Below are 24,209 nucleotides of genomic sequence, written 5' to 3'. Positions count from 1 at the left end.
CAATGATCAATTTTTCTGCAATAAATGCTGGCGACTAAGCGTGTGGTTTGTCAGAATATTTTGAGCGTACTTTGGTCCGACTTTAGAAAAAGAAGCAATATAAGAATGAATGCATTGTATAAGCGGTTAAGCCTTCCCGCTGTAGCTCTCCTGTTTTCTCTCCCAGTAAGTGCGAGCACGGATCTGACGATTAAAGGGCTTAGTGATAGCCTTGAAGATAATGTCGATGCTTATATTCAAGGGATCCCAGAAGAAGACTACAGCACATCACTTCGTTTTCGTGAACAGCTTGAAAATGAAATAAAGTCAGCACTTAAGGCCCTTGGTCATTATCAGCCATCTTTTTCTTATGACATCAAAGAAGGGAAGGATAGTGAACTAACGGTAACTGTTGATGCGGGCCCTCAAACGCGAATTGCCCGCAGTAATATTGATATCCGTGGGATGGCAAAAGAGGATATTGATTTTATTGCCTTGGTGCGAAAGAGCGGGATGGGGTTAGGTGAGCCGCTTAACCATGGTAAATATGAAGCTTTAAAGTCTGGATTAAGTAGCCTAGCACTTCGCAAGGGATACTTTGACGCTAAGTTTGAGAAGAGCGTGATGGAAGTCGCCCCATCGCGGAGTGAAGCTTTTATTTTGATCACGTTTGATAGCGGTATCCGTTATAACTTTGGTGATACTGTATTCACCGGAAGTCAGATTGATGAAGATCGTTTACAGTCATTGATCCCTTATGAAGATAATGAGCCTTATTTAGCTTCTAAATTGGGGGAGTTTAACCAGCGTCTATCAAATGTTGGATGGTTTTCTTCAATTTTTGTCGGGGGTGATGTTTCTCAGCTAGAAGATAATACGATCCCCATCCAAGTCAGTTTAGCCCCTCAGGTACGTAACCAAATTGAAACTGGTATTGGTTTTTCAACTGATACTGGCCCTCGCTTAAAGTTTAACTGGAAAAAACCCTGGATTAATAGTGCAGGGCATAGTTTGAGTGTTAAAACTGAAATCTCGGCTGTACAACCTAAAATAGAAGCCACCTACAAAATCCCACTTGATGACGTATTAAACGATTATTATCAGGTGGTAGGGGGGTTAAGTTATACCGATAACCACGACACAATAAGTACGCAACTGACACTCGGCCTTGAACGTCATTGGCTGTTAGAGCATGGCTGGAAGCGTATAGCTTCATTACGTTGGCTAACGGAAGACTATAAACAGGGTAATAGTGAAAAAGGCGTGTTGAACATGCTGATCCCTGGCATCACATACAGTAAAACACGGGCACGTGGTGGTGCGATGCCTACATGGGCGGATAAGCATTTAATCTCGATTGAATATGCAGACCCTAACTTAGGTTCGGACACGCGTGTTGCGCGTTTCCGTGGCCGTAGTGCCTGGATCCGCAGTGCAGGCGAGAACCATCGTGGGCTATTGCGCCTTGATGGTGGTGCGATTGTTGCTGATAGTATTGAAGATGTTCCGCCATCGATGCGCTTCTTTATTGGCGGCGATAACAGTCTTCGTGGCTATGGTTACGAGACTATTGCACCGAGAGACAATGGCAATAAGCTTCGCGGAGGTCAGTACATGCTCACCAGCTCCGTTGAGTACCAATATCGTGTCTACGGGAATTGGTGGGGAGCGCTTTTCTATGATTACGGTTCGGCATGGATTGATTCGCCAGATTGGAAAAGCGGAACAGGTGTCGGGGTTCGTTGGGCGTCACCCGTAGGGCCTATTCGTTTTGATGTCGCATGGGGGCTAGAGCGTCCAGCTGATGATCGAATCCAACTTCACTTTACCTTAGGGCCTGAATTATGATTTGGCTTAAGCGTATTTCTATTGCAGTTATCGCGATTCTTATTTTTCTTGTACTTTTACTCGTAACATTGCTCTATACGCCTGCAGGGGTAAAAGTGGCGGTGTGGGGGGCACAAAAAGCGCTGCCTGCGTTAACGATTTCAGATTCACAAGGGGCATTATTTAGAGGTTTTCAGCTTGATAATGTGCTTTATCAAGATCAAGGGATCAACTTGCATGCTGATCGCCTCCAACTTGATCTGGATGATCGTTGCTTGCTTGCTCCTGAAGTCTGCGTGCGAGAGCTTGCGGTGTCGGGTGTGCAATTTTCGATGCCAACCTTGCCTGAAAGTGCGTCAGATGAAGCGCCTGTTGAGGAAGAGTCAGAGTCGGCGGCGATTACGTTACCCTTACCGATCAGTATTGATCGGGTGCAGCTAGACGATATTGATTTAGATATTCTGGGTAATAAAGTCCGTTGGCAGCACTTTTCAACAGCGGCTGAGTTAGCCGGCTCATTAGTGACATTAAAGCCCACGGATTGGCAAGATATAGAGCTAACGCTAGCAACACCTGAAACAAGCCAAGATCAAGCGCCTAAACCCGTTGAAGCGGTTGATAAAACAGACGAAGTCATCGCTTTACCTGAAGTGATATTGCCGTTGGACTTCGATGTGCAGCGTTTCACGATAAAAAACTTCACATTGAAAGGGGAAACACCACAGGTTGTCAATCAACTGGAGCTGGTGGCTTCAGCGCAAGGGCATGATGTTAGCGTTTCAAAACTATTACTCGATGTGCCCCAAGCGGTATTGAATGCATCCACGAACGTATCCCTGCGTGATGATTATCCACTGACACTCGATGCTGTCGTTGATATTGCTATGGCACCGTTAAGTGGGCATCAACTAGTACTAAAAGCAGATGGCAGCATAGGTAAGTTAGCGTTAGATGCGAAACTAAAAGGCACGATAGACGCAGTACTCGCAGGTAAGTTATCACCGTTAGATCCAAAGCTACCGTTCGATCTATCGTTAAAGAGTCATCACATCCAATGGCCGATTGATAGTAAAGCTGAGTTTGAAGTGGCAGATACCTCACTCAAGGCGAAAGGTAGCTTGAATGGCTTTAATTTTGATCTAAAGAGCGCAATAGATGGCGAGCCTATGCCTGCTGTGGCTGTGGATTTGAAAGGGCGAGGAGATTTAGAGAAGGTTTCACTCTCGTCACTGAAGATTAATACCTTAGGTGGTGTGATTTCAGGTAAAGCAAAAGCAAACTGGAAGAAGAACGTCACTTGGCAGGGGCAGCTTGCGTTTTCAGACATCCAACCCGACAAACAATGGTCAGAAGTCCCTGGCAATTTAAGTGGGCAGTTACAAACATCGGGTGGACTGACCACGAAAGGCGGCTGGTTTGTCAAACTCCCCGTCTTGAGTGTTGATGGCAATGTGATGTCGCAAGACTTCTCGCTAAAAGGCCAACTTGATGCCAAAGATATTGCGGGTAACGGTAATGTTGAATTGGTCACCAATGGCTTGTCTTTAAATCATGGTCCTAATGGCTTAGTGGCAAAAGGCTCGCTAGCAAAAAATTGGGATATGACTGCGACGATCAATGCACCCAATTTAGGCCAATCAATACCTGATGTTCGTGGTTCTATTATTGGTAATGTGGCCTTGTCAGGCAAGATGCTCGAACCTGATATTCAGTTAGATTTACAAGGCCAAGCGTTAGGCTGGCAAGAGCTTGCAAGCCTACAAGCGTTTAACCTAACAGGGCGTGTTTCACCGCTGCCGCAACTGAATGCTGATATTGTTTTAACCGCACAGGATGGACAGTACGAAGAAGCTAAGTTAAAAGATTTATCGCTTAACTTTACGGGAACGGAAAAGCGGCATGAGCTGGTGGTGGATATCGATGCAGAGCCTGCGAGTGCACAGTTACGTTTAACTGGTGCGTTAGATCGTAAGTTGGGTTGGCAAGGTATTTTACAGCAAGCTGAATTTGGCACGCCAGTTGGACCATGGCGTTTGAATCAAGCAACAGCGATCGGTTATAACCTGAAAACAGAATTGGCGACGGTTGCGGCACATTGTTGGCAGCAGAAGAATTCAGCGTTGTGTTTAGATCAGCCATTAGAAGCGGGTAAATCTGGTCACGCCAAAGTTGCACTTAAGCAGTTTGATTTCGATATCATTAAACCTTTCTTACCACCAGAATTAGTTATTAAAGGCGAAGTGGGTGCTAACGTCGAAGCTGTCTGGGCTCCAGAGTCGGCACCGTATGTGAAAGCGGCAGTGGTTATGCCTGCAGGCTCGGTATTGCAGCAAGTTGATGAGACTCAACCGCCATTAAATGTGGGCTGGGATAAAGTCATTATTAACGCTGAAATGAAAAATGATGTGTTAAATGCTGATTGGCTGATTGGTGTGAAAGATAATGGCGACATCAGCGGTCAAGCTCGAGTGACTCAATTAACAGCGGAACAGCAGATAGATGCCAAAGTGAAGATTGATCGTTTTATGCTGGATTTCTTACATCCATTGTTGAGTGATTTTCGTGATTTTGGTGGGCAGGTTGATGCAAATATGCACCTGACAGGCTCTGCACTTCATCCTGCGGTAAATGGCGGATTAAGTGTAAGCAAGGTGAAGCTCAGTGGTAAAACGGCCCCGATCGATGTTGAGCAAGCAGATCTAACCGCGACCTTCACCGGTTTTGGCGCGGTTATTAACGGCAATGTGATAACGCCAGATGGTAAGTTATTACTCCGTGGTAAAGCGGATTGGACCGAGTTAGAAAACTGGCGTACAGAACTTAATGTGAATGGTGACGAGTTAGCGTTAAGCGTACCGCCTATGTTAGCGATGAAAGTATCACCGCACTTAAAGATAGCCGCATCGCCGAAACAAGCTGAAATTAGCGGTAATATTGGTATTCCGTGGGGACGCATTAAGGTCGATCAGTTACCGCAATCGGCTGTTGCTGTATCGGCTGATGAAGTCTTACTCAATGATCAGTTGGAGCCGATAGAAAAAGAGAAACCGATTCCATTTACTATCAAAACCAATGTGCTAGTCAAGATTGGTAATGATGTAAAAATATCTGCATTTGGTCTAAAAGCTAACTTGCAAGGCGATCTGAATGTGCGCCAAAAAGACAATGAGCCGCTAGTGTATGGCGAAGTAAATATTAATAATGGTACTTATCGTTCGTTTGGTCAGGAACTTGTGATCAGTAAAGGGCAGATCCTCTTTAATGGCCCTGCGGATCAACCATACCTTTCCATGGAAGCCATTCGTGATCCCGATAATATTGAAGACAGCGTAACTGCTGGGATTCGGGTAACGGGCCCTGCTGATGCTCCTAAAATTGATATTTTCTCTGATCCCTCGATGCCTCAGCAAAATGCGTTGTCGTATATTTTGCGAGGGAAGGATATCGACAGTGAGTCTGGGGATAACAGCAGCGCGATGACAACGGCCTTGATTAGCATGGGACTTGCGCAAAGTAGTCAGCTGGTGGGCGATGTAGGTAAAGCGTTTGGGGTTCAAGATCTTGCGGTGGATACAGCAGGATCTGGGGATGACTCTCAGGTGACGATCAGTGGGTATATTGCGCCGGGGCTACAGGTGAAGTACGGCGTTGGTATTTTCAACAGCCTTGGTGAGTTTACGGTTCGCTACCGCTTAATGACTGACTTATACGTTGAAGCCATCTCTGGTGTGCATAATGCGGTCGATTTACTGTATCAATTTGAATTTGATTAATAGGAAGGGTGATGAGCTTAGTTTTTGTATATGGCACTTTACGCCAAGGTGAGTCTAATCATCACTTATTAGCCGATGCCAAATTTCTAGGTGAGGCTGAGCTTACGGTAGGCTATGCACTGTATGATTTGGGTGCCTATCCTGGCGCGGTGACAGATGAACTTTCAGTGAAAGCTTTATACGGTGAAGTTTACCAAGTGAACGCAACCACGTTTGAGGTGCTAGATAGGCTAGAGCAATACCCAACAGGTTATACGCGGGAATTGGTTGTCACGCCTTATGGTCAAGCTTGGGTATATTTGTACTTGCACTCGCTGGAAGGGATGCCGTTAATAACCTCGGGTAATTGGTGCCAGCACTAGCACGACTTAGCTTGCTATAATCAGTGAATTGATACGTTAAAGCCCCAAGCACAGCTGTGTTTGGGGCTTTTGTTTATGTACTTACCTATTAGTAGCTGCAGGTAGTAGCCGTTAGAGTTATTTTTGTGCGCGTTGGTATGACGCTAGAATCTCTTCTTTGGCTGCTGCGACATCTCCCCAGCCTTCTACTTTTACCCATTTGCCCACTTCTAATTCTTTATAGCGCTCAAAAAAGTGGGTGATTTGGGCTCTCAGTTGTTCAGGAAGATCACCCACATCTTGGATGTGATCATATTCTTTACTTAGCTTGCTGTGTGGCACGGCCACAACTTTGGCATCTTCACCAGATTCATCAGACATTTTTAGTACACCAACAGGACGGCAGCGGATCACTGCGCCGGGCACGAGCGGATGGGGAGTTGGGACTAAAACATCGACGGGGTCGCCATCAAGTGAAAGGGTATTATTTACGTATCCGTAGTTACATGGGTAAAACATAGTTGTCGACATAAAGCGATCTACAAAAATAGCACCAGTGTCTTTATCCACTTCATATTTAATGGGATCTGCGTTCGCAGGGATCTCAATCACGACATAGATATCTTCTGGAATGTCCTTACCTGCAGGGACATTATTTAGGCTCATAACGCATTCCTTTTGATGAGTTAAAACAATGTTACATGCCTAGAAGTATAACCAGCAATGGTGAAAAAGAAGCGAAATAGGGAGGGGTTGTAAGCGTTTCAGTGAAGATGTACAAGCTGCATCACACAGCTTGTACATAATTATTTAACTTTTTATATGTTGGAGCTTAGTGCGTTGATGGGAATTCTTTAATGAATTCTTCAACTTTATTAACCATATTGGTAGAGCCGACAAAGAAAGGCACGCGTTCGTGCAGCTCTGTTGGCTTAATATCTAGAATACGATTTTTTCCATCAGAGGCGATACCACCCGCCTGCTCAATCAAGAGTGCCATCGGGTTACATTCGTACAGCAGGCGTAATTTACCGCTAGGGTGAGTCGCCGTACTTGGGTACATGTAAATACCACCTTTCAGTAGGTTGCGATGGAAGTCGGCAACCAATGAACCAATGTAGCGAGAGGTATACGGACGATCATCTTCTGGCACATTTTCTTGGCAGTACTTAATGTACTTTTTCACACCTTCAGGAAAACGAATGTAGTTCCCTTCATTGATCGAATAAATACGGCCATCTTTAGGAATACACATGTTTTCATGAGATAGACAAAATACACCTAGTGATGGGTCATAAGTAAAGCCGTGTACTCCATTACCCGTGGTGTATACCAACATGGTTGATGAACCGTAGATGATGTAACCAGCAGCTACTTGGCGGTTACCCGGCTGGAGGAAATCTTCTTGAACGGCAGGAGTGCCAACAGGCGAAACTCGGCGGTAAATGGAGAAGATAGTACCGACGGAAACGTTTACGTCAATGTTCGAAGAACCATCCAGTGGATCCATTAAAACAACGTACTTTGAATTACGGTTAAGTTCTTTATTGAACGCAACGGCTTCATCTTCTTCTTCACTTGCAACACCACACACTTGATCGCGTGCTTCTAATGCTGCTTTGAATTTATCGTTCGCGTATAGGTCGAGCTTTTGTTGTTCTTCACCTTGCACATTTTCACAGCCTACCGATCCTGTAATATCAACAAGGCCAGCTTTATTGATTTCACGGTTGACGATTTTCGCTGCAAGCTTAATTGAACCAAGCAGTGAAGAGAGTTCGCCACTGGCGTGGGAGAAGTCATTTTGTTTCTCGACAATGAACTCACCTAAGGTTCTAATATCGGACATACACAATCCTTGCATCAAGTTGTCATGGGGGGCTGAAAACTCAGGTACAATGTCTCTATTGGACAATTTTGTACGTGTTTCGGCATTAATGCCTCGTATCCAATTGTATATAAAGATCTTTTTTATGGTAACGAAGTAACGCAAAAGCGTGACTTCACATTTTTTAAGTTTGTGAGTCGACAATTATGCATATCCATATACTAGGAATCTGCGGCACTTTCATGGGCGGTGCAGCCTTACTTGCGCGCCAACTTGGCCACAAAGTCACTGGGTGTGACGCCAATGTTTATCCACCAATGAGTACATTGTTAGAATCTCAAGGTATTGAAATAATTCAGGGTTATGATCCTGAACAGCTCAAGCCTGAACCAGATCTAGTCGTGATTGGTAACGCGATGAGCCGTGGTAATCCTTGTGTAGAATATGTACTTGATCACAATTTGCGTTACACCTCTGGCCCGCAATGGCTACAAGAGTTTCTGTTGCATGATCGCTGGGTTATGGCGGTAGCGGGTACTCACGGTAAGACGACAACAGCCAGTATGCTGGCGTGGATCCTTGAGGACTGTGGGTATCAACCTGGATTCTTAGTGGGTGGTGTGCTTGGAAACTTCGGTATTTCCGCGAGGTTAGGCGAAAGCATGTTCTTTGTGGTTGAAGCGGACGAATACGATAGTGCTTTTTTCGATAAACGTTCTAAGTTCGTTCATTATCGACCACGAACACTGATTATGAACAATCTCGAGTTCGATCACGCAGATATTTTTGATGATTTGAAAGCGATTCAGCGTCAGTTTCATCATTTAGTGCGAACTGTACCGGGAAATGGTCGTATTTTAGCGCCGAGAGGTGTCGAGAATATTCAACAAACTTTAGATATGGGCTGCTGGAGTGAGTTGGAATACCTAGGTGATGATGGGCATTGGCAGGCCAAAAAACAGATTGCTGACGGTAGTGTGTTTGACGTTTACCTCGACTGCCAGCGAGTGGGCACCGTTAAGTGGGACTTGGTGGGTGATCACAACGTTAATAATGCGTTGATGGCGATTGCAGCTGCGCGTCATGTTGGGGTGACAGCTGATTTAGGCTGTGAAGCATTAGCTACATTTGTGAATACGAAGCGACGCTTAGAGCTTAAAGGAACAGTGAACGATATTACGGTTTATGATGACTTTGCTCATCACCCAACAGCCGTTGAACTTACTATGGGTGGCTTACGCGCTAAAGTCGGTTCTGAGCGTATTCTCGCGGTATTGGAGCCGCGCTCTAACACCATGAAGCTTGGTGTGCACAAAGATGATTTAGCTCCGTCATTGCACGCTGCTGATGAAGTGTTTTTATTGCAGCCTGATAATATTCCTTGGTCAGTCCAAGAGATTGCGGATCAATGTCATCAGCCTGCGTATACCGAAAGTGATCTTGATGCGCTGGTGGCGCGTATCGTTGCGCAAGCAAAACCGAAAGATCATATCTTGGTGATGAGTAATGGTGGGTTCGGTGGGATCCATGACAAGTTGTTACATGCATTAGCTGAACAGGAATAAGAAGAAGTAAAATGACCGACAAACGGATCACACTTGCGTGGACAGGCGCCTCCGGTGCACCTTATGGTTTACGCTTGCTCGAATGCTTGCTGGCTGCTGACTATCAGGTGTACTTATTGATATCGTCTGCTGCGCGGGTGGTATTAGCGACAGAGCATGGTTTGAAGTTACCATCGGGCCCTGAAGCCGCAAAAAAAGCCTTGGTTGATCACCTCGCCTGTGATGCCAGTAAACTAGAGGTGTGCGGTAAAGAAGATTGGTTTTCACCGGTTGCATCGGGTTCTGCTGCACCGAAAAAAATGGTCGTATGTCCTTGTTCGGCTGGTACCTTGGCATCAGTGGCACATGGTATGTCGGATAACCTATTAGAGCGTGCCGCAGATGTGGTGATGAAAGAGCGCGGGCAGCTATTGATGGTGGTACGTGAAACGCCATTTTCGACCTTGCATATCGAGAATATGCTCAAGCTATCTAAAATGGGTGTCACTATTATGCCCGCCGCCCCTGGTTTTTATCACCAACCACAATCGATTGATGATTTAGTCGACTTTATGGTGGCGAGAATATTGGATCATTTAGGCATAGAGCAAGGGCTAGTGCCACGTTGGGGTTATGACCATCGCTAAGTGGCTGATAATTTGTTCAATCTATATTGAATAAAGCACAAAGATAAAGCTCGCTAATGCGAGCTTTTTTATTGGATGCAAGTGGTATTAAGGCTGGGAACTACTCAGCAACGAGACTTTGTGGCTTGAGTACCAAAACATTAATCGGAGAGTTTTCGACTACTTTTGCCGCCACAGAACCGAGCATAACTTTATCGAGTTTTGAGCGTTGATGGCTTGGCATTATGATCAGATCGGCACCTACACGGGTGGCATTATCGATGATAGTGCTCCATGTCTTTCCTTCTGAAACATATTGATGATGGAGCACTTCATCAGGAATGTATTTTTCCGCAAAAGCTTTTAGTTGTGCCTGAGCATCTTGTCGCATTTTCCGCGCGGCATCTTTGGGAAAGTAGCTTGATACTATCGACATGTGAATGCCGGGCAGTACGTTCAATAAATGGATGGTTGCGTTGCTTTGTCTGGCGTGCCACACCGCAAGCTCAACGGCTTTATCCGCAAAGCCTTGCTCATTGAGATCTACTGGAACCAAAATTTGTTTATACATAGTCGTCTCTTTGCAAATAGCATTATCAGGGAAGGTTCGCTTCCCTGACAATGAGGTTATGCTGTTGTGGACATTTGCGTTAATCGCGCACGTCGACGTTGATTCCATCCTAAAGCAATCAGCAATAATAAAGTGGGTACAAAGACCCATTCTTTCATTGGCCTAACCGCCGGAAGGCTCACTTTGGTGATTTCCCAGTCGAAGTCGATTCCAGCCGCTTCTGCTGGGCTTCCAAACTCGATCATATCAACGAGCATTTTGTCACCATCTTGGCGAAGCATCAGGCCTGTAGAGGCAATACGATCGTCTGGGTTCACAGCGGATTCATCGAAAGGTAATCGCACATGTTTAGTAATGATTCTTCCTTCAAGGTTTTCTCCTGAAACTTGCAGCTCGATAGGTTCACCAATAGCGAGCTTATCTGTGGCATCAACAATGAGTGTGCCAGGCATTTCATGTTTCGGCGGGTAAACCATATCCCACCAAAAACCAGGGCGGAATAATGAGAAGGTAATAATTAATAGTGCCGCGACTTCCCACCATTTTGTTTTAGTAAACCACCACCCTTGAGTGGCTGCAGAGAAGGTCAACATGGCTATTACTGCGGATAGAACTGTGAGTAATAGGTGCCACCAAGAATCAATATTCATCATCAATAGCTGGGTATTAAAGACGAACATGAAGGGTAAGATTGCAGTACGGATGTCGTAGGTAAACCCTTGAATACCTGTCCTTATGGGGTCTGATTTTGCGATTGCAGCAGCGGCAAAAGCCGCCAAGCCGACTGGTGGGGTATCGTCGGCGAGGATCCCGAAATAGAACACGAACAGGTGCACCGCAATTAATGGAATGATAAGCCCATTTTGCGCACCTAAAGTAACAATAACGGGAGCCATTAAGGTCGAAACAACGATGTAATTTGCTGTGGTAGGTAAGCCCATGCCCAGTATCAGGCTAATGATAGCCGTAAAGATAAGCATCATAATGATATTACCGCCAGAGATGAACTCGACAAAATCTGTCATCACGAGCCCGATCCCCGTCAGAGTTACAACGCCAACGACAGTACCTGCAGCGGCCGTGGCGACCCCGATACCAATCATATTTCGCGCACCTGATACTAAGCTCTCGAGTAAATCGTGAACGCCTTCCATCGCTGCATCTGGTAGTGTCTTTTCTTTATTAAACAGCGCTAATAGCGGGCGCTGTGTTAGCAAGATGAAGATCATAAAGATGGTAGCCCAAAACGCAGATAGCCCCGGTGAAAAGCGTTCAACGGTTAGACACCACACCAGAACAACGATAGGTAAAAGGAAGTACAAACCTGATTTAACCGTCGGGCCAGGTTCTGGTACTTCGGTCAGTTCTTGATCAGGATCTTCCATAATATGATCTTGATAGCTTGCCGAATAACGTACTAAGGCCACGTAAGCAATAAGTACCACGACCGCGATCATCGGGGTTGCAGCTGCGCCAAACACCCCTTTGGTCCAACCGATACCATAATATACAGCTGCACTTATCACGACTAAGCCTAAAATAGTGCCAGTGAAGGACAATAAGCTTTGTGCCATCGTCGGTTTGTAACGACGCGGAAGTCCTGACATGCCGGCTTTACAGGCTTCAAGGTGGACAATATAAAGCAGTGCAATGTAGGAGATTAAAGCCGGAAGTAATGCTGCTTTAATGACTTCAACATAGGAAATTCCTACATACTCAACCATCAAGAATGCAGCGGCCCCCATAATGGGAGGCGTTAACTGACCATTGGTAGAAGCGGCTACTTCGACGGCGCCCGCTTTGGTACCCGGAAAGCCAACACGCTTCATTAATGGAATAGTGAAAGTACCAGTGGTGACAACATTTGCAATAGATGATCCAGAAACCAGCCCTGAGAGACCTGAAGCGACAACTGCAGCTTTGGCTGGGCCGCCTCGCATGTGACCGAGTAGAGAAAAAGCGACTTTGATAAAGTATGCGCCCGCGCCTGCACGTTCTAACATGGCACCAAATAGCACAAACAAAAAGACGAATGAGGTTGAAACCCCTAATGCAACTCCGAATACCCCTTCTGTGGTGAGCCACAAGTGTGACATCGCTTTATTGAGGCTAGCGCCTTTATGGGCGATTACATCGGGCATGTGTGGGCCGCCGAAGGTGTACAGCAGGAAGACTGCTGCGACCACCATCAGTGGTGGACCTAATGCACGACGGGTTGCTTCGAGCAGCAAAATCATTCCTGCAACCGCGACAATGATGTCGACTTGGGTTGGGGCGCCTGAACGCTCAGCAAGACTGGTATAGAAAATATAGATATAAGCCGCAGCAAAGCTTCCTGAGAGAGCAAGTATCCAGTCAATAACAGGAATATGATCTCGAGGTGAGCGTTTTAAGGCGGGGTAGGCAGTAAAGGCTAAGAAAATAGCGAAAGCTAAGTGAACAGAACGGGCTTCTGTGTCATTTAGAATGGCGAAATTAAAAATAAATGGCAGTGGTGAAGCGTACCAAAGCTGAAACAGTGACCAGCATAAAGGTACAAACCATAAGATACGTCCGGCAAGACCAACAGGGTTCCTTGCCCCTGTGTCTGCCTGCGCCACCATATCCTGCACATCTGCCGACGTTTGCGTTGTCTTCGTCATGCATCATCCTTCTTCGATGGGCTGATTTATTATTTGTTATAGATGTTGTGTTCTATAAAGCACTATGCGCCGCAGAGGCGGCGCATAGATTGGCAGCAAGTGCCTCTTAACTTTAGTTGAAAGCAATTACTTTGGTAGGTAACCTTTTTCTTTGTAGTAGCGAACAGCTCCAGGGTGTAATGGAATAGATAGACCATCTTTCACCATCAACTCTGGTTTTAGGTTGGCAAATGCAGGGTGTAGGCGCTTAAAGGTATCGAAGTTCTCGAAGACAGATTTAACGAGTGCGTAAACCACATCATCAGAAACATCTGTTGATGAAACCAGTGTTGCTGCAACACCAAAGCTGTTTACATCGCCATCGGTACCTTTGTACATGCCACCTGGGACTGTACTTTTTGCGTAGTAAGGGTTGTCGGCAACAATTTTGTCAATGACAGCACCTTCAGCAGGTACTAGTTTTGCGTCACATGATGTTGTTGCTTCTTTGATAGATCCATTTGGGTGGCCAACCATATAAATGAAGGCATCGATTTTATTATCACAAAGGGCTTGTGAACGCTCAGAGCCTTTTAGCTCGGAAGCCAGTTTAAAGTCTGCATTGGTCCAACCTAGTGCATCCATAACAACGCCCATGGTTGCACGGTCACCAGAGCCAGGGTTACCGATATTGACGCGTTTGCCTTTTAGATCTTCAACACCATTAATGCCTGCATCAGAACGGGCGATAATGTTGAATGGTTCGGTATGAAGAGAGAATACAGCGCGTAACTTTTTATACGGGCCTTGCTCCTTGAATTTACTCGTACCGTTGTAGCCATGGTATTGCCAATCAGATTGAACGATACCGAAATCTAATTCACCCGCTCGCATGGTATTTACGTTGTAAATTGAACCGCCTGTAGACTCGACAGAACAACGCACTTTGTGTTCTTTACGATCTTTATTTACAAGCTTACAAATAGCACCACCTGTTGGGTAGTAAACGCCGGTTACAGAACCAGTACCAATCGTAATAAACTCTTGGGCGTTAGCCATACCAGATGCGGCAAATACAGCCGCGATAGCACTAACTTTTAATAGTTGTTTCAATGCCATGTTTATCCCTTCCTCATTGTTGTTATCGTGCATATGGAAATGCTTTCCATCGTTGGAAACGGCATCATTGCGAGATGCAAATCATGATGATAATAGCAAAACTAAACCATAAGTTTAAAACAATGTTAACAGTTTTGGTGTTTGGTAAAGAATAAGTAACAAAGTGGGGTGGGGAGAAATGTTTGATTAATGTTAAAAATCAAAGTGTTGAATCGAAACTGTGAGGGACGGTGGTTTTGTGTGAATGTGAGAGTTGTCTCACTTTATAACTGGGTAGCAGGCTACCCAGTTATAATGTTTTAATTACTATAATCAAACAGTTCACATACAGAGGCGTATAGGTCTTCAGTAGTGATGGTGTTTGTTGGAGTAATGAAAATAGTATCATCCCCCGCAACAACACCAAGAATACCTTCTGCTTTACCTAAAGAATCCAGTAAACGGGCGATAACTTGTGCAGCACCTGGGCCAGTATGGATAACCACTAAGGCACTGTTGTAGCCAACTTCCATTACTAATTCTTTCAGTGGACTAGAGGTTGTTGGAACACCTAGTTCAACAGGAAGGCAGTACACCATTTCCATTTTTGCATTACGGGTTCGTACCGCACCGAACTTAGTCAGCATGCGGGATACTTTCGATTGGTTAATATTTTCGAACCCTTGAGCTTTAAGAGCATCAACAATTTCACCTTGAGAGCTGAATTTCTCTTCTTTCAAGATTGATTTAAAAGCTTTGATTAGACGTTCTTGCTTATCTGAATTGCGCATGATTTTTAGTATGAACAGGGACGAGGTAGCGTATTTTTGCATAAGCATGCTAGTTGTAGCAAACAGTGTTCATGGAAACTGATGTTCTAGTCACTATTACGGAAAATTATTAATCATATTCGGATAGATTTAAGCATTATTAGGAGGGGAAGTGATTGGATTTAAACCTCATGATCGAGCAGACTAATCCATCTTTCTAGCACATTCTTTGCACCTTATGCGTGACTTCGCAAACCAAGTGGTGTTTGATTGTATTTCTTTTGGGCTTGCTATAACGTTTTAACCAGATTAATTAATTGATCATAAAGGATCGCTCAAAAGAATCGTGAGACAATTAGTTAATGTGATTGATTTTGGTCTGAAAAATATACTTCTATCGTAAAGGAGAACGAATATGAAAGTTGCTGTCATTGGTGCTGCTGGTGGTATCGGCCAAGCGTTGGCTTTGCTATTGAAAAACCGCTTACCTGCAGGTTCTGACCTTGCTCTTTATGACATAGCCCCTGTTACACCTGGTGTCGCAGTTGATCTTAGCCATATCCCAACACCTGTATCTATTAAAGGTTATTGTGGTGAAGATCCAACTCCTGCGTTAGAAGGTGCTGATGTTGTTTTAATTTCAGCAGGTGTTGCACGTAAACCTGGTATGGACCGTGCTGATCTCTTTAATGTGAATGCCGGTATTGTTAAATCATTGGCTGAAAAAATTGCTGTGGTATGTCCAAAAGCTTGTGTCGGTATTATTACTAATCCAGTAAATACCACTGTAGCCATTGCTGCTGACGTACTGAAAAAAGCGGGCGTATACGACAAACGTAAATTGTTTGGCGTAACGACACTGGATGTTATTCGTTCTGAAACTTTTGTGGCTGAACTAAAAGGCACTGAGCCATGTAATGTACGTGTTCCTGTTATCGGTGGGCACTCGGGTGTAACAATCCTTCCGCTATTATCTCAAGTAGAAGGCGTTGAGTTCACAGAAGCAGAAGTCCAAGCATTGACACCACGTATTCAGAATGCGGGTACGGAAGTTGTTGAAGCGAAAGCGGGTGGCGGTTCTGCAACCTTGTCTATGGGTCAGGCGGCATGTCGTTTTGGTCTAGCACTTGTTCGTGCGCTGCAAGGTGAAGAGAGTGTCGTTGAGTGTGCTTATGTTGAAGGTGATGGCAAGCATGCTCGCTTCTTTGCTCAACCTGTTCTTCTTGGTAAAGAAGGTGTAGAAGAAGTGATGGACTACGGTAGTCTAAGTGAATTTGAGCAACAAGCACTAGAAAGTATGTTAGAAACACTTCAAGGCGATATCGCGAAAGGCGAAGAGTTTGCTGCGAAATAATGTCTTCGCGTAGAGCTTCTTGAATTTTATTAATGAAAAAGCGGCAGATCTGCCGCTTTTTTATGTCAATTCAAACGTATTAATAATAGCGATCACAGCCGGCATGAAGCTGTGGTTGATCTGGGATCTCTTCACATGACACCGTGGATCGTTGATGATCGTTTTGGTTTTCGATGATCACTGTGTTGTTGTTTGGATCGATGCTTATCACTTCTGCGATCTCATGTTGATGCTCAACCCACATACCTTGCTTTAAATCGGTAGCCTGCATTTCATAATTCCTTCTTACCTTTGTAAAAACGCACCTCAGATAAGCGTTATACGATCTGAGTGCTGTTTAGATCATAGAAGATCCTTATTGAGCGAGAGAGAAAGTGAGACCACAAATAAAAAAGCCTGCGGTTAGGCAGGCTTTTAGTCGAAGGTATGTGCGGTTATTTATTTCGCTTCACGGCTAAGTGGGCGAGGGCGACCAATGCATCTTTGTAAGGTGACTCTGGCAGTGGTGAAAGCGAAGCAATTGCTTTGTCCGCCTCTTCCTCTGCACGTTGTTGAGTGTATTCCAGTGAGCCAGCTTGGTGCATACACGCTAAAATCGCATCAAGCTTGTCCATACCATTGGCTTTCTCAATGGCTTCACGAATCATCGCTGCTTGCTCATCGTTGCCATTATGCATGGCGTGAAGCAATGGGAGTGTTGGTTTCCCTTCGGCCAGATCGTCACCGACGTTTTTGCCCATCTCTTTACCATCTGCGATGTAATCGAGAACATCATCGATAAGTTGAAAAGCAGTCCCTAGGTAACGGCCGTATTCCTGTAGCGCGAGTTCAATTTCTTCAGGTGCCTCTGCAATGATAGCGGCTACTTGGGTTGCGGCTTCAAAAAGGCGTGCCGTTTTCGAGTAAATGACCTGCATGTAGCTATTTTCGGTGGTATTTGGATCGTTGCAGTTCATTAACTGCTGAACCTCACCTTCGGCAATAACATTGGTGGCTTCACTCATGATGTCGAGAATACGCAGTGAGCGTAAGCTGGTCATCATTTGGAATGAACGGGTGTAGATATAATCGCCAACTAACACACTCGCCGCATTGCCAAATGCAGCGTTCGCCGTTTCTTTTCCACGGCGCATGTCAGACTCGTCAACCACGTCATCATGAAGCAATGTTGCGGTATGGATAAATTCGACAAAAGCCGCTGCAGTTGTATGTTTTTCACCCTCGTAGCCAAGAGCTCGAGCGGCTATTACCGACAGCATTGGGCGAAGGCGTTTTCCACCTCCACTGACAATGTAAAAACCCAGTTGGTTAATGAGTGCTACGTCGGAATTAAGTTGTGCTTGTATCTTCGCGTCAACTTCCGCCATATCTAAGGCGGTAAGCGCTTGGATAGCTTTAAAATCCATTAATACATCCAGCTAAAAGAGACCCCGCAAAGGCGGAAAGTTATTTTTAATTGATGCCCGAATATTACACAAAAATGTGGTATCTTCCTAACCTCTAAGGGGGTGAATCACGTGACTTTCGTTTGTGAATAGCTTTTCGCCAATTTTTTTGTTTAATCGCTTGCCAGAAGATGCGATTTCACGTAACATTCGCGCCCTATTGATGACAAGATTAAGCGCATACCCATTGCCCAATATTTAACCGTGGCAGATGGCCTATGCGGAAAAGCGGAGTAAGACATGTACGCTGTTTTCCAAAGTGGTGGTAAACAACACCGAGTGAGCGAAGGCCAAACCTTACGCTTGGAAAAACTAGACGCAGAAACTGGCGCAAACGTTGAGTTTGACAGTGTTCTTCTAGTAGCTAACGGTGAAGAAGTTACCGTTGGTGCACCTTTCGTAGCTGGCGGTAAAGTAACAGCTGAAGTTGTTACACACGGTCGTGGCGATAAAATTAAAGTCGTTAAGTTCCGTCGCCGTAAGCATTCTCGTAAGCAAATGGGCCACCGTCAGTGGTTCACTGAAGTCAAAATTACTGGCATCAGCGCTTAATAACAGGAGAATAAAAAATGGCACATAAAAAAGCTGGCGGTTCTACTAATAACGGCCGTGATTCAGAAAGCAAACGCCTAGGTGTTAAGCGTTTCGGTGGCGAATCTGTACTTGCAGGTAACATCATCGTACGTCAACGTGGTACTAAATTCCACGCTGGTAACAACGTAGGTTGCGGTAAAGACCACACTCTATTCGCTCTATCTGACGGTAAAGTGAAGTTCGAAGTTAAAGGTCCTAAAAACCGTAAATTCATTTCTATCGAAGCTGAATAATTTAGCCTCGTAATGAATATCAAAGCCCTGCCAATTGGCGGGGCTTTTTATTATGTCGGTGTTTATTTTGATGTGTGAGTTTGGCTCTGCTGATGATAAATACATGATATAAGTCACATTGAGGGGTCTGTATGTCGAGTAAAAACACGACAATAGGCATCGCTTTGGCGCTAACCACCGCTGTATTTTGGGGGGCGCTACCTATTGCGATGAAGCAGGCTGTCGAAGTGATGTCACCTTTTACTATCGTTTGGTATCGCTTTCTTACGGCTTCTATTGGGCTTGGGTTGATATTAGGCTTTCGTAAACAACTACCTACGCGGTTAGTAGGTGGCAAAAGCAGTGCCGTTATTCTCATATTAGCGAGCATTGGCCTTGCTGGAAACTTTGTTCTTTTCAATAGTGCGCTAGAATATTTACATCCCCCCGTTGTTCAAGTGATCATCCAATTGGCACCCGTGATCTTGTTGATCTCCAGTGCTTGGGTGTTTAAAGAAAAACTTGGGGTCCACCAGATTTTAGGGGTGGGGTGCTTACTTCTTGGTTTGCTATTGTTCTTTAATGAACGCTTGTTAGAACTGTTCACTAGTTTTACTGGTTATACAGTTGGCGTATCATTAGCAGTGTTAGCCGCCTTAGTTTGGGTGGTGTATGGGCTTGCCCAAAAGCAGTTGTTAAAGCACTACAGTTCTGCACAGATCTTATTAATGATCTACGTTATTTGTGCCGTCATGCTGACACCGATGGCAGAGCCAGAGCAACTGTTACTAATGGATTCGAGACAGCTAGGCATGTTGATGTTTTGCTGTATAAATACGCTTGTCGGTTACGGTGCATTTGCAGAAGCAATGGCACGCTGGCAGGCATCGCAAGTGAGCGCAGTGATAACTTTAGCTCCCTTGTTTACGATCATATTTGTTGATTTAGCTAGCCTTGTTTGGCCGCAATTTTTTGTGGCTGCACCTTTGAATATTCTTGGGTATCTAGGCGCCTTGGTTGTCGTGAGCGGTGCTATGTTTTGTGCTATTGGGCATAAATTCATCCGACAGCGTAATGTGTAACGGCTATTTGCAATAGTTAATACAGGTAGTGATAGCGATAGGTTGTCGTTGCCTTGTAATTAAACGCCACAGCGCGGAGAGAAAAATGAAATTTGTAGATGAAGCGGTAATCCGCGTTGATGCGGGTGATGGCGGTAATGGTACCGTTAGTTTCCGTACTGAAAAGTATGTTCCTCGTGGTGGTCCTGACGGTGGTGATGGCGGCGATGGCGGCGATGTATACCTACTGGCTGACGAAAACCTGAATACTTTGATCGATTTCCGTTTTGAGCGTTTTCATGCTGCGGTACGTGGTGAGAATGGTCGCGGTGGTAACTGTACGGGTAAACGTGGTGAAGATAGTGTGTTATCTGTGCCTGTTGGTACACGTGCTGTTGATGAAGAAACGGGTGAAGTGATTGCCGATCTTACCGAGCATGGTATGAAAATCATGGTGGCTAAAGGTGGCTTCCACGGTTTAGGTAACACACGTTTTAAATCATCGGTTAACCGTGCTCCACGTCAAAAGACCATGGGTACAAAAGGTGAAATTCGTCACTTACGTTTAGAGCTACTGTTGTTGGCTGACGTGGGCATGCTTGGTTTACCAAATGCGGGTAAATCAACTTTCATTCGTTCTGTATCTGCGGCAAAACCTAAAGTTGCTGATTACCCGTTTACGACACTAGTACCAAGCCTTGGTGTTGTTCGTGTGGGTGATGATCGTAGCTTCGTGGTTGCTGACATTCCTGGCCTTATCGAAGGTGCAGCGGATGGTGCTGGTTTAGGTATTCGTTTCTTGAAGCACTTAGAGCGTTGTCGTGTGTTACTGCACATGATCGACCTTTTACCTGCTGATGGTTCAGATCCGATTGAAAATGCATTTACGATTATTAACGAGCTTGAACAGTACAGTGACAAACTGTCGAATAAGCCACGTTGGTTAATTTTCAATAAAGTAGATCTTCTTTCTGACGAAGATGCACAAGCGAAGATCGAAGAGATCTTAGAAGCATTAGCGTGGGAAGATAAGCACTACAGCATCTCAGCGATCAATCGCATGGGTCTTCAGCAACTGTCTTACGATTTGATGGAACTTATCGAAACGATGCCTGCTGAAGCACTTGTTGAAGAAGCGCCTGAAGATAAAGTGGACTTCAAATGGGATGATTACCATACCCAGAAAATGAAAGAAGCTGAAGACAGCGATGACGACGATGATGATTGGGATAATTGGAATGAAGATGATTACGATGTTGAAATCATCTACAAACCTTAATCTTTTATCTTGTCGATAAAATAATAAACGAAAGCCGCTCAGAGATGAGCGGCTTTTTTTGTGCCTAATCAACACTGAGGATCTCGCTTTGTATGATAATTTGCAAGTGATACTAGATTGAGGGAACAGGATGTCATCACCAGAACAATCATTAACAGAGCCTCAGCAGCGTGAAATTTCACGTTTAGCCGTTGGTGCGGGTCAAAAGTTGTTACAGCACGGGGCGGAAAGTACCTTAGTGATGGAAGTGACGCGACGTTTAGGGTTAGCGTTAGGTGTGGATAGCGTAGAGGTGTCGTTATCTGCAAGCTCAATGGTGATCACCACATTACATCAAGGGCGCTGTATAACGACCACAAGACGTTGCCAAGATCGTGGGATCAATATGCAGGTCGTCACCGATATTCAACGTATTTGTATTATGGCTGAACGGGGTTTGTTGGATCTTGAGTCGGTCCATGATCGTCTCGAAGAAGTGCAGCCGATGCGCTATAACCGTTTTTTAGTCATTGTGATGATCGGCCTATCTTGCGCTTCTTTCAGTCGTTTAGCGGGAGGAGATTGGCCTGTATTTGCGCTTACCTTTGTCGCGTCTGCGGTTGGCATGTTCGTTCGACAAGAAATTGCACATGCCCATTTTAACCCCTTAGTTAACTTTGGGGTGTCTGCATTTGTGACGACCTTGATTGCTGGCTTTGGGCAGGTATATCACATTGGCGAGACTCCATTTCTTGCGATGGCATCATCAGTACTGATGTTTGTGCCCGGCTTTCCTTTGATTAATGCGGTATCAGATATGGTGAAAGGCTACGCCAATATGGGCATTGCTCGCTGGACGATGGCCACCTTACTGACGTTATCAACCAGTTTAGGTATCGTGGTCGCGATGAATGTGCTCGGTGTTTGGGGGTGGTTATAATGGATACGTCATCGTTACTGCTTGCCTTGTTGAATGACATGTTCTTCGCATCTATTCCTGCTGTAGGATTTGCGCTTGTATTTAACGTGCCACAAAAGGCATTGAAATATTGCGCAATTGGTGGCGCACTTGGTCACGGTTGTCGCTTTTTACTGATGCATTATGGCGTGCCGATTGAGTGGGCGACATTATGTGCCGCGACCTTAGTGGGCATGATTGGTGTGCATTGGTCTCACCGTTTTCTGGCCCACCCTAAAGTGTTTACTGTCGCGGCGATGATCCCAATGGTACCGGGAGTGTTTGCTTTTAAAGCCATGATTGCGATTGTTGAAATTAACCACAAAGGTTATAACCCTCAGTTATTAGCTGCATTGATGGATAATGGTGTGAAGGCGGTGTTTATCGTCGCAGCACTGGCAATAGGGCTGGCAATGCCAGGGCTATTGTTTTATCGTCGCCGACCAGTAGTGTAATGCTTCTTAAGATCGGGAAGCGCTGTGATGGATGATAAAACCAGAGGATTTTAGATGAAAATCAGTATGATTGCCGCGATGGCGAATAACCGAATTATTGGTAAAGACAATGCAATGCCATGGCATTTACCTGCTGATTTTGCCTGGTTTAAACGCTCAACACTCGGTAAACCGATTGTGATGGGCCGCAAGACGTTTGAGTCGATAGGTCGTCCATTACCTGGCCGCCAAAATATTGTAATTAGTCGTAATGCGGACTACCAAGCGGAAGGGGTCACGGTTGTTGCTGATATTGATGCAGCGATTATCGCGGCTGGCGATATTGAAGAGTTGATGGTTATCGGCGGTGGTAGTATTTATCAAGCTTGCTTACCGATGGCAAATGCTTTGTATTTAACCTTCATTGATGCTGACCTTGATGGCGATACTTGCTTTCCCGATTGGGGGCAGGGTTGGTCTGTTAGCCAAGAAGAAGGTTATCAAGCTGATGATAAAAATGCCTATGACATGCGGTTTGTGATACTTGAACGTGTATAAAGTATAGCGACTCTAGATTCAGTCAAGGTGAGTGATTACTAATAGCCTGAAGGGTGAGCTCTCTGATCTCACCCTTTTCTTTTATATTGTTTTATACCGCAAGTATTGAAGACAAACAGACCGTCATTACGCATAAAGTGGACATTCTTTGACGAAGCGCTGTCCATCCTCCCAACGTAGTAGCGTCATACTGTTGCCCCATACACATCCTGTATCCAATCCGATAACGTGCTCATCTTCATGTCCCATCAGCGCAGCCCAATGACCAAAAATAATTTTCTTATTTAGCTGCTTTGCTCGCGGTAGTTGAAACCATGGCACTAATTCACCGATGTCAGCCTCTCCCGGTGAAAGTTTACAATCCATATCGAGCTTGCCATCGGGGTAACAAAATCGCATACGCGTTAAAGCATTGATGGTGAAACGAAGCTGTTCCAATTCTGTCAGTGATGCAGACCATTGATTTGGCCCGTCGCCGTACATGTTTTTAAGTAGCCATAGGTAGCGATCCGATTGAAGTACGGCTTCAACACGTCGAGCTTGCTGCTGCACTTGCTCTAAATCCCACTGTACGGGAATACCTGCATGCACCATGACAAAAGAATACTTAGGGTGCTCTGCAAGTAAAGGTTGCTGACGTAGCCATTCAAGCAGCTCTTGGCTGTCATCGGCATCGAGTATGGCTTGGGTTTTATCTTTCGCTTTACACTTGGCAATGCCTTCAGCAACGGCCAATAGATGTAAATCATGATTGCCTAGTACTGTGGTTGCATTCTTGCCGAGATTTTTGACAAAGCGTAGCGTTTCCAAAGATTGAGGGCCACGGGCGACCAGATCGCCCGCTAGCCATAATTCATCATTCAGTGGGTTAAATTGCGCTTGATCTAACAGATAACGCAAATCATCAAGGCAACCTTGAATATCGCCAACGAGGTAGGTGGCCATAAGGCTCCTTAATGCAAAATATTGGGAATAGCGAGTCGGAAAGGAGGGACTTCAGCGTCGAATGTTTCCCCATCGTCTGTTTGCATGGAATAGCGACCTTGCATGACGGCAACTGGTGTTTCAATAATGGTGCCGCTGGTATAGGTATATTCTTCGTGCGCAATGATATTAGGTTGCTCGCCAACCACTCCTTCCCCTTCAATCACGAGTTGCTTGCCATTGGCGTCAGTAATTAACCAATAACGGGTGAGTAGTTTGGCATTGCCTCGACCTAAATTGGCGATGGTGACTGTATAGGAAAAGACGAAGCGTTGGTTTTCAGGTTCGGAACGATCGGCAAGATAGTGAGTGGCGACGTGGCATTTGATAGTCGGATACTGTGTTTTCATTGGCTTGCTTCCTTTCTCTTTGT

23 protein-coding genes are annotated in these 24,209 nt (G+C 45.1%); 13 read left to right on the top strand and 10 right to left on the bottom strand.

Annotated elements, in window-relative coordinates; genetic code table 11:
- Positions 1-105: 105 nt before the first annotated feature.
- The 3 genes from tamA to OCU87_RS15120 are packed head-to-tail and all read left to right on the top strand — an operon-like array spanning position 106 to position 5,941.
- Positions 106-1,827, top strand: coding sequence for an autotransporter assembly complex protein TamA (tamA, locus tag OCU87_RS15130; RefSeq protein WP_261857504.1), 1,722 nt, complete (start codon positions 106-108; stop codon positions 1,825-1,827).
- On the top strand, positions 1,824-5,579 hold the full coding sequence (tamB, locus tag OCU87_RS15125) for an autotransporter assembly complex protein TamB (protein ID WP_261857503.1): 3,756 nt from the start codon (positions 1,824-1,826) through the stop codon (positions 5,577-5,579). Before tamA ends, tamB begins: the two co-directional genes overlap by 4 nt.
- Positions 5,580-5,587: 8 nt before the next feature.
- Positions 5,588-5,941: a gamma-glutamylcyclotransferase family protein gene (locus OCU87_RS15120; RefSeq protein ID WP_261857502.1), complete on the top strand. Its 354-nt coding sequence runs from the start codon at positions 5,588-5,590 to the stop codon at positions 5,939-5,941.
- A gap of 117 nt (positions 5,942-6,058) precedes the next feature.
- On the opposite strand, the gene ppa is transcribed toward OCU87_RS15120, so the two are convergent.
- Positions 6,059-6,586: an inorganic diphosphatase gene (gene ppa / locus OCU87_RS15115; protein WP_261857501.1), complete on the bottom strand. Its 528-nt coding sequence runs from the start codon at positions 6,584-6,586 to the stop codon at positions 6,059-6,061.
- Positions 6,587-6,752: 166 nt separating this feature from the next.
- Positions 6,753-7,769: a class 1 fructose-bisphosphatase gene (fbp, locus tag OCU87_RS15110; RefSeq protein ID WP_062691731.1), complete on the bottom strand. Its 1,017-nt coding sequence runs from the start codon at positions 7,767-7,769 to the stop codon at positions 6,753-6,755.
- 185 nt (positions 7,770-7,954) lie between these two features.
- On the opposite strand from fbp, the gene mpl reads away from it, so the two are divergent.
- Positions 7,955-9,313, top strand: a complete 1,359-nt coding sequence (gene mpl, locus OCU87_RS15105; RefSeq protein WP_062691732.1) for a UDP-N-acetylmuramate:L-alanyl-gamma-D-glutamyl-meso-diaminopimelate ligase — start codon at positions 7,955-7,957, stop codon at positions 9,311-9,313.
- A gap of 11 nt (positions 9,314-9,324) precedes the next feature.
- Positions 9,325-9,939 (top strand): flavin prenyltransferase UbiX, encoded by a 615-nt coding sequence (locus OCU87_RS15100; RefSeq protein ID WP_062691734.1) that lies wholly within the window; start codon positions 9,325-9,327, stop codon positions 9,937-9,939.
- Between the two features lie 100 nt (positions 9,940-10,039).
- On the opposite strand, the gene OCU87_RS15095 is transcribed toward OCU87_RS15100, so the two are convergent.
- From OCU87_RS15095 to argR, 4 genes are all read right to left on the bottom strand, one after another.
- Entirely contained in the window at positions 10,040-10,489 is a 450-nt protein-coding gene (locus OCU87_RS15095; RefSeq protein ID WP_062691736.1) for a universal stress protein, read from the bottom strand.
- A 56-nt stretch (positions 10,490-10,545) separates the two neighbouring features.
- Positions 10,546-13,131, bottom strand: coding sequence for a TRAP transporter permease (locus tag OCU87_RS15090; RefSeq protein ID WP_261857500.1), 2,586 nt, complete (start codon positions 13,129-13,131; stop codon positions 10,546-10,548).
- 126 nt (positions 13,132-13,257) lie between these two features.
- Positions 13,258-14,229: a TAXI family TRAP transporter solute-binding subunit gene (locus OCU87_RS15085; RefSeq protein WP_094956076.1), complete on the bottom strand. Its 972-nt coding sequence runs from the start codon at positions 14,227-14,229 to the stop codon at positions 13,258-13,260.
- Between the two features lie 299 nt (positions 14,230-14,528).
- A complete protein-coding gene (gene argR, locus OCU87_RS15080) occupies positions 14,529-14,999 on the bottom strand; it encodes a transcriptional regulator ArgR (protein WP_062691860.1) in 471 nt (156 codons plus the stop codon).
- A 394-nt stretch (positions 15,000-15,393) separates the two neighbouring features.
- Between argR and mdh the strand changes: the two genes are divergently transcribed.
- The gene (gene mdh, locus OCU87_RS15075; RefSeq protein WP_094956077.1) at positions 15,394-16,332 is read left to right on the top strand and encodes a malate dehydrogenase; all 939 of its coding nucleotides are present in this window, start codon (positions 15,394-15,396) and stop codon (positions 16,330-16,332) included.
- Positions 16,333-16,411: 79 nt separating this feature from the next.
- Here the strand turns inward: mdh and OCU87_RS15070 are convergent, their stop codons facing one another.
- Positions 16,412-16,603 (bottom strand): hypothetical protein, encoded by a 192-nt coding sequence (locus OCU87_RS15070; RefSeq protein WP_062691739.1) that lies wholly within the window; start codon positions 16,601-16,603, stop codon positions 16,412-16,414.
- A gap of 163 nt (positions 16,604-16,766) precedes the next feature.
- Positions 16,767-17,738, bottom strand: a complete 972-nt coding sequence (gene ispB, locus OCU87_RS15065; RefSeq protein WP_261857499.1) for an octaprenyl diphosphate synthase — start codon at positions 17,736-17,738, stop codon at positions 16,767-16,769.
- Positions 17,739-18,017: 279 nt separating this feature from the next.
- Here ispB and rplU point away from each other — a divergent pair, with 279 nt between their 5' ends.
- From rplU to folA, 7 genes are all read left to right on the top strand, one after another.
- Positions 18,018-18,329 (top strand): 50S ribosomal protein L21, encoded by a 312-nt coding sequence (gene rplU, locus OCU87_RS15060; protein WP_062691742.1) that lies wholly within the window; start codon positions 18,018-18,020, stop codon positions 18,327-18,329.
- Between the two features lie 17 nt (positions 18,330-18,346).
- Complete coding sequence (rpmA, locus tag OCU87_RS15055; protein ID WP_062691743.1) at positions 18,347-18,604, top strand: 50S ribosomal protein L27; 258 nt, start codon at positions 18,347-18,349, stop codon at positions 18,602-18,604.
- Positions 18,605-18,735: 131 nt separating this feature from the next.
- Complete coding sequence (locus tag OCU87_RS15050) at positions 18,736-19,665, top strand: DMT family transporter (protein ID WP_062691744.1); 930 nt, start codon at positions 18,736-18,738, stop codon at positions 19,663-19,665.
- Between the two features lie 85 nt (positions 19,666-19,750).
- Positions 19,751-20,923 carry an Obg family GTPase CgtA gene (gene cgtA, locus OCU87_RS15045; protein ID WP_261857498.1) on the top strand — a complete coding sequence of 391 codons (1,173 nt, stop codon included), beginning with the start codon at positions 19,751-19,753 and terminating at the stop codon, positions 20,921-20,923.
- Positions 20,924-21,053: 130 nt separating this feature from the next.
- Positions 21,054-21,842, top strand: a complete 789-nt coding sequence (locus OCU87_RS15040) for a threonine/serine exporter family protein (protein ID WP_094956080.1) — start codon at positions 21,054-21,056, stop codon at positions 21,840-21,842.
- On the top strand, positions 21,842-22,315 hold the full coding sequence (locus tag OCU87_RS15035; RefSeq protein WP_062691748.1) for a threonine/serine exporter family protein: 474 nt from the start codon (positions 21,842-21,844) through the stop codon (positions 22,313-22,315). The genes OCU87_RS15040 and OCU87_RS15035 overlap by 1 nt, the downstream gene beginning before the upstream one ends.
- Before the next feature lie 54 nt (positions 22,316-22,369).
- A complete protein-coding gene (folA, locus tag OCU87_RS15030) occupies positions 22,370-22,852 on the top strand; it encodes a type 3 dihydrofolate reductase (RefSeq protein ID WP_261857497.1) in 483 nt (160 codons plus the stop codon).
- A 126-nt stretch (positions 22,853-22,978) separates the two neighbouring features.
- On the opposite strand, the gene OCU87_RS15025 is transcribed toward folA, so the two are convergent.
- Together OCU87_RS15025 and apaG are read right to left on the bottom strand one after the other, a co-directional pair.
- The gene (locus OCU87_RS15025; protein ID WP_261857496.1) at positions 22,979-23,797 is read right to left on the bottom strand and encodes a symmetrical bis(5'-nucleosyl)-tetraphosphatase; all 819 of its coding nucleotides are present in this window, start codon (positions 23,795-23,797) and stop codon (positions 22,979-22,981) included.
- Between the two features lie 8 nt (positions 23,798-23,805).
- Positions 23,806-24,186, bottom strand: a complete 381-nt coding sequence (gene apaG / locus OCU87_RS15020; RefSeq protein WP_261857495.1) for a Co2+/Mg2+ efflux protein ApaG — start codon at positions 24,184-24,186, stop codon at positions 23,806-23,808.
- Positions 24,187-24,209: the final 23 nt, after the last annotated feature.

The organism is Photobacterium sanguinicancri, assembly GCF_024346675.1.
Lineage (GTDB): Bacteria > Pseudomonadota > Gammaproteobacteria > Enterobacterales > Vibrionaceae > Photobacterium > Photobacterium sanguinicancri.
The sequence above is the reverse complement of the archived record's forward strand: the minus strand, read 5'-3'. Positions and strand labels throughout refer to the sequence as shown.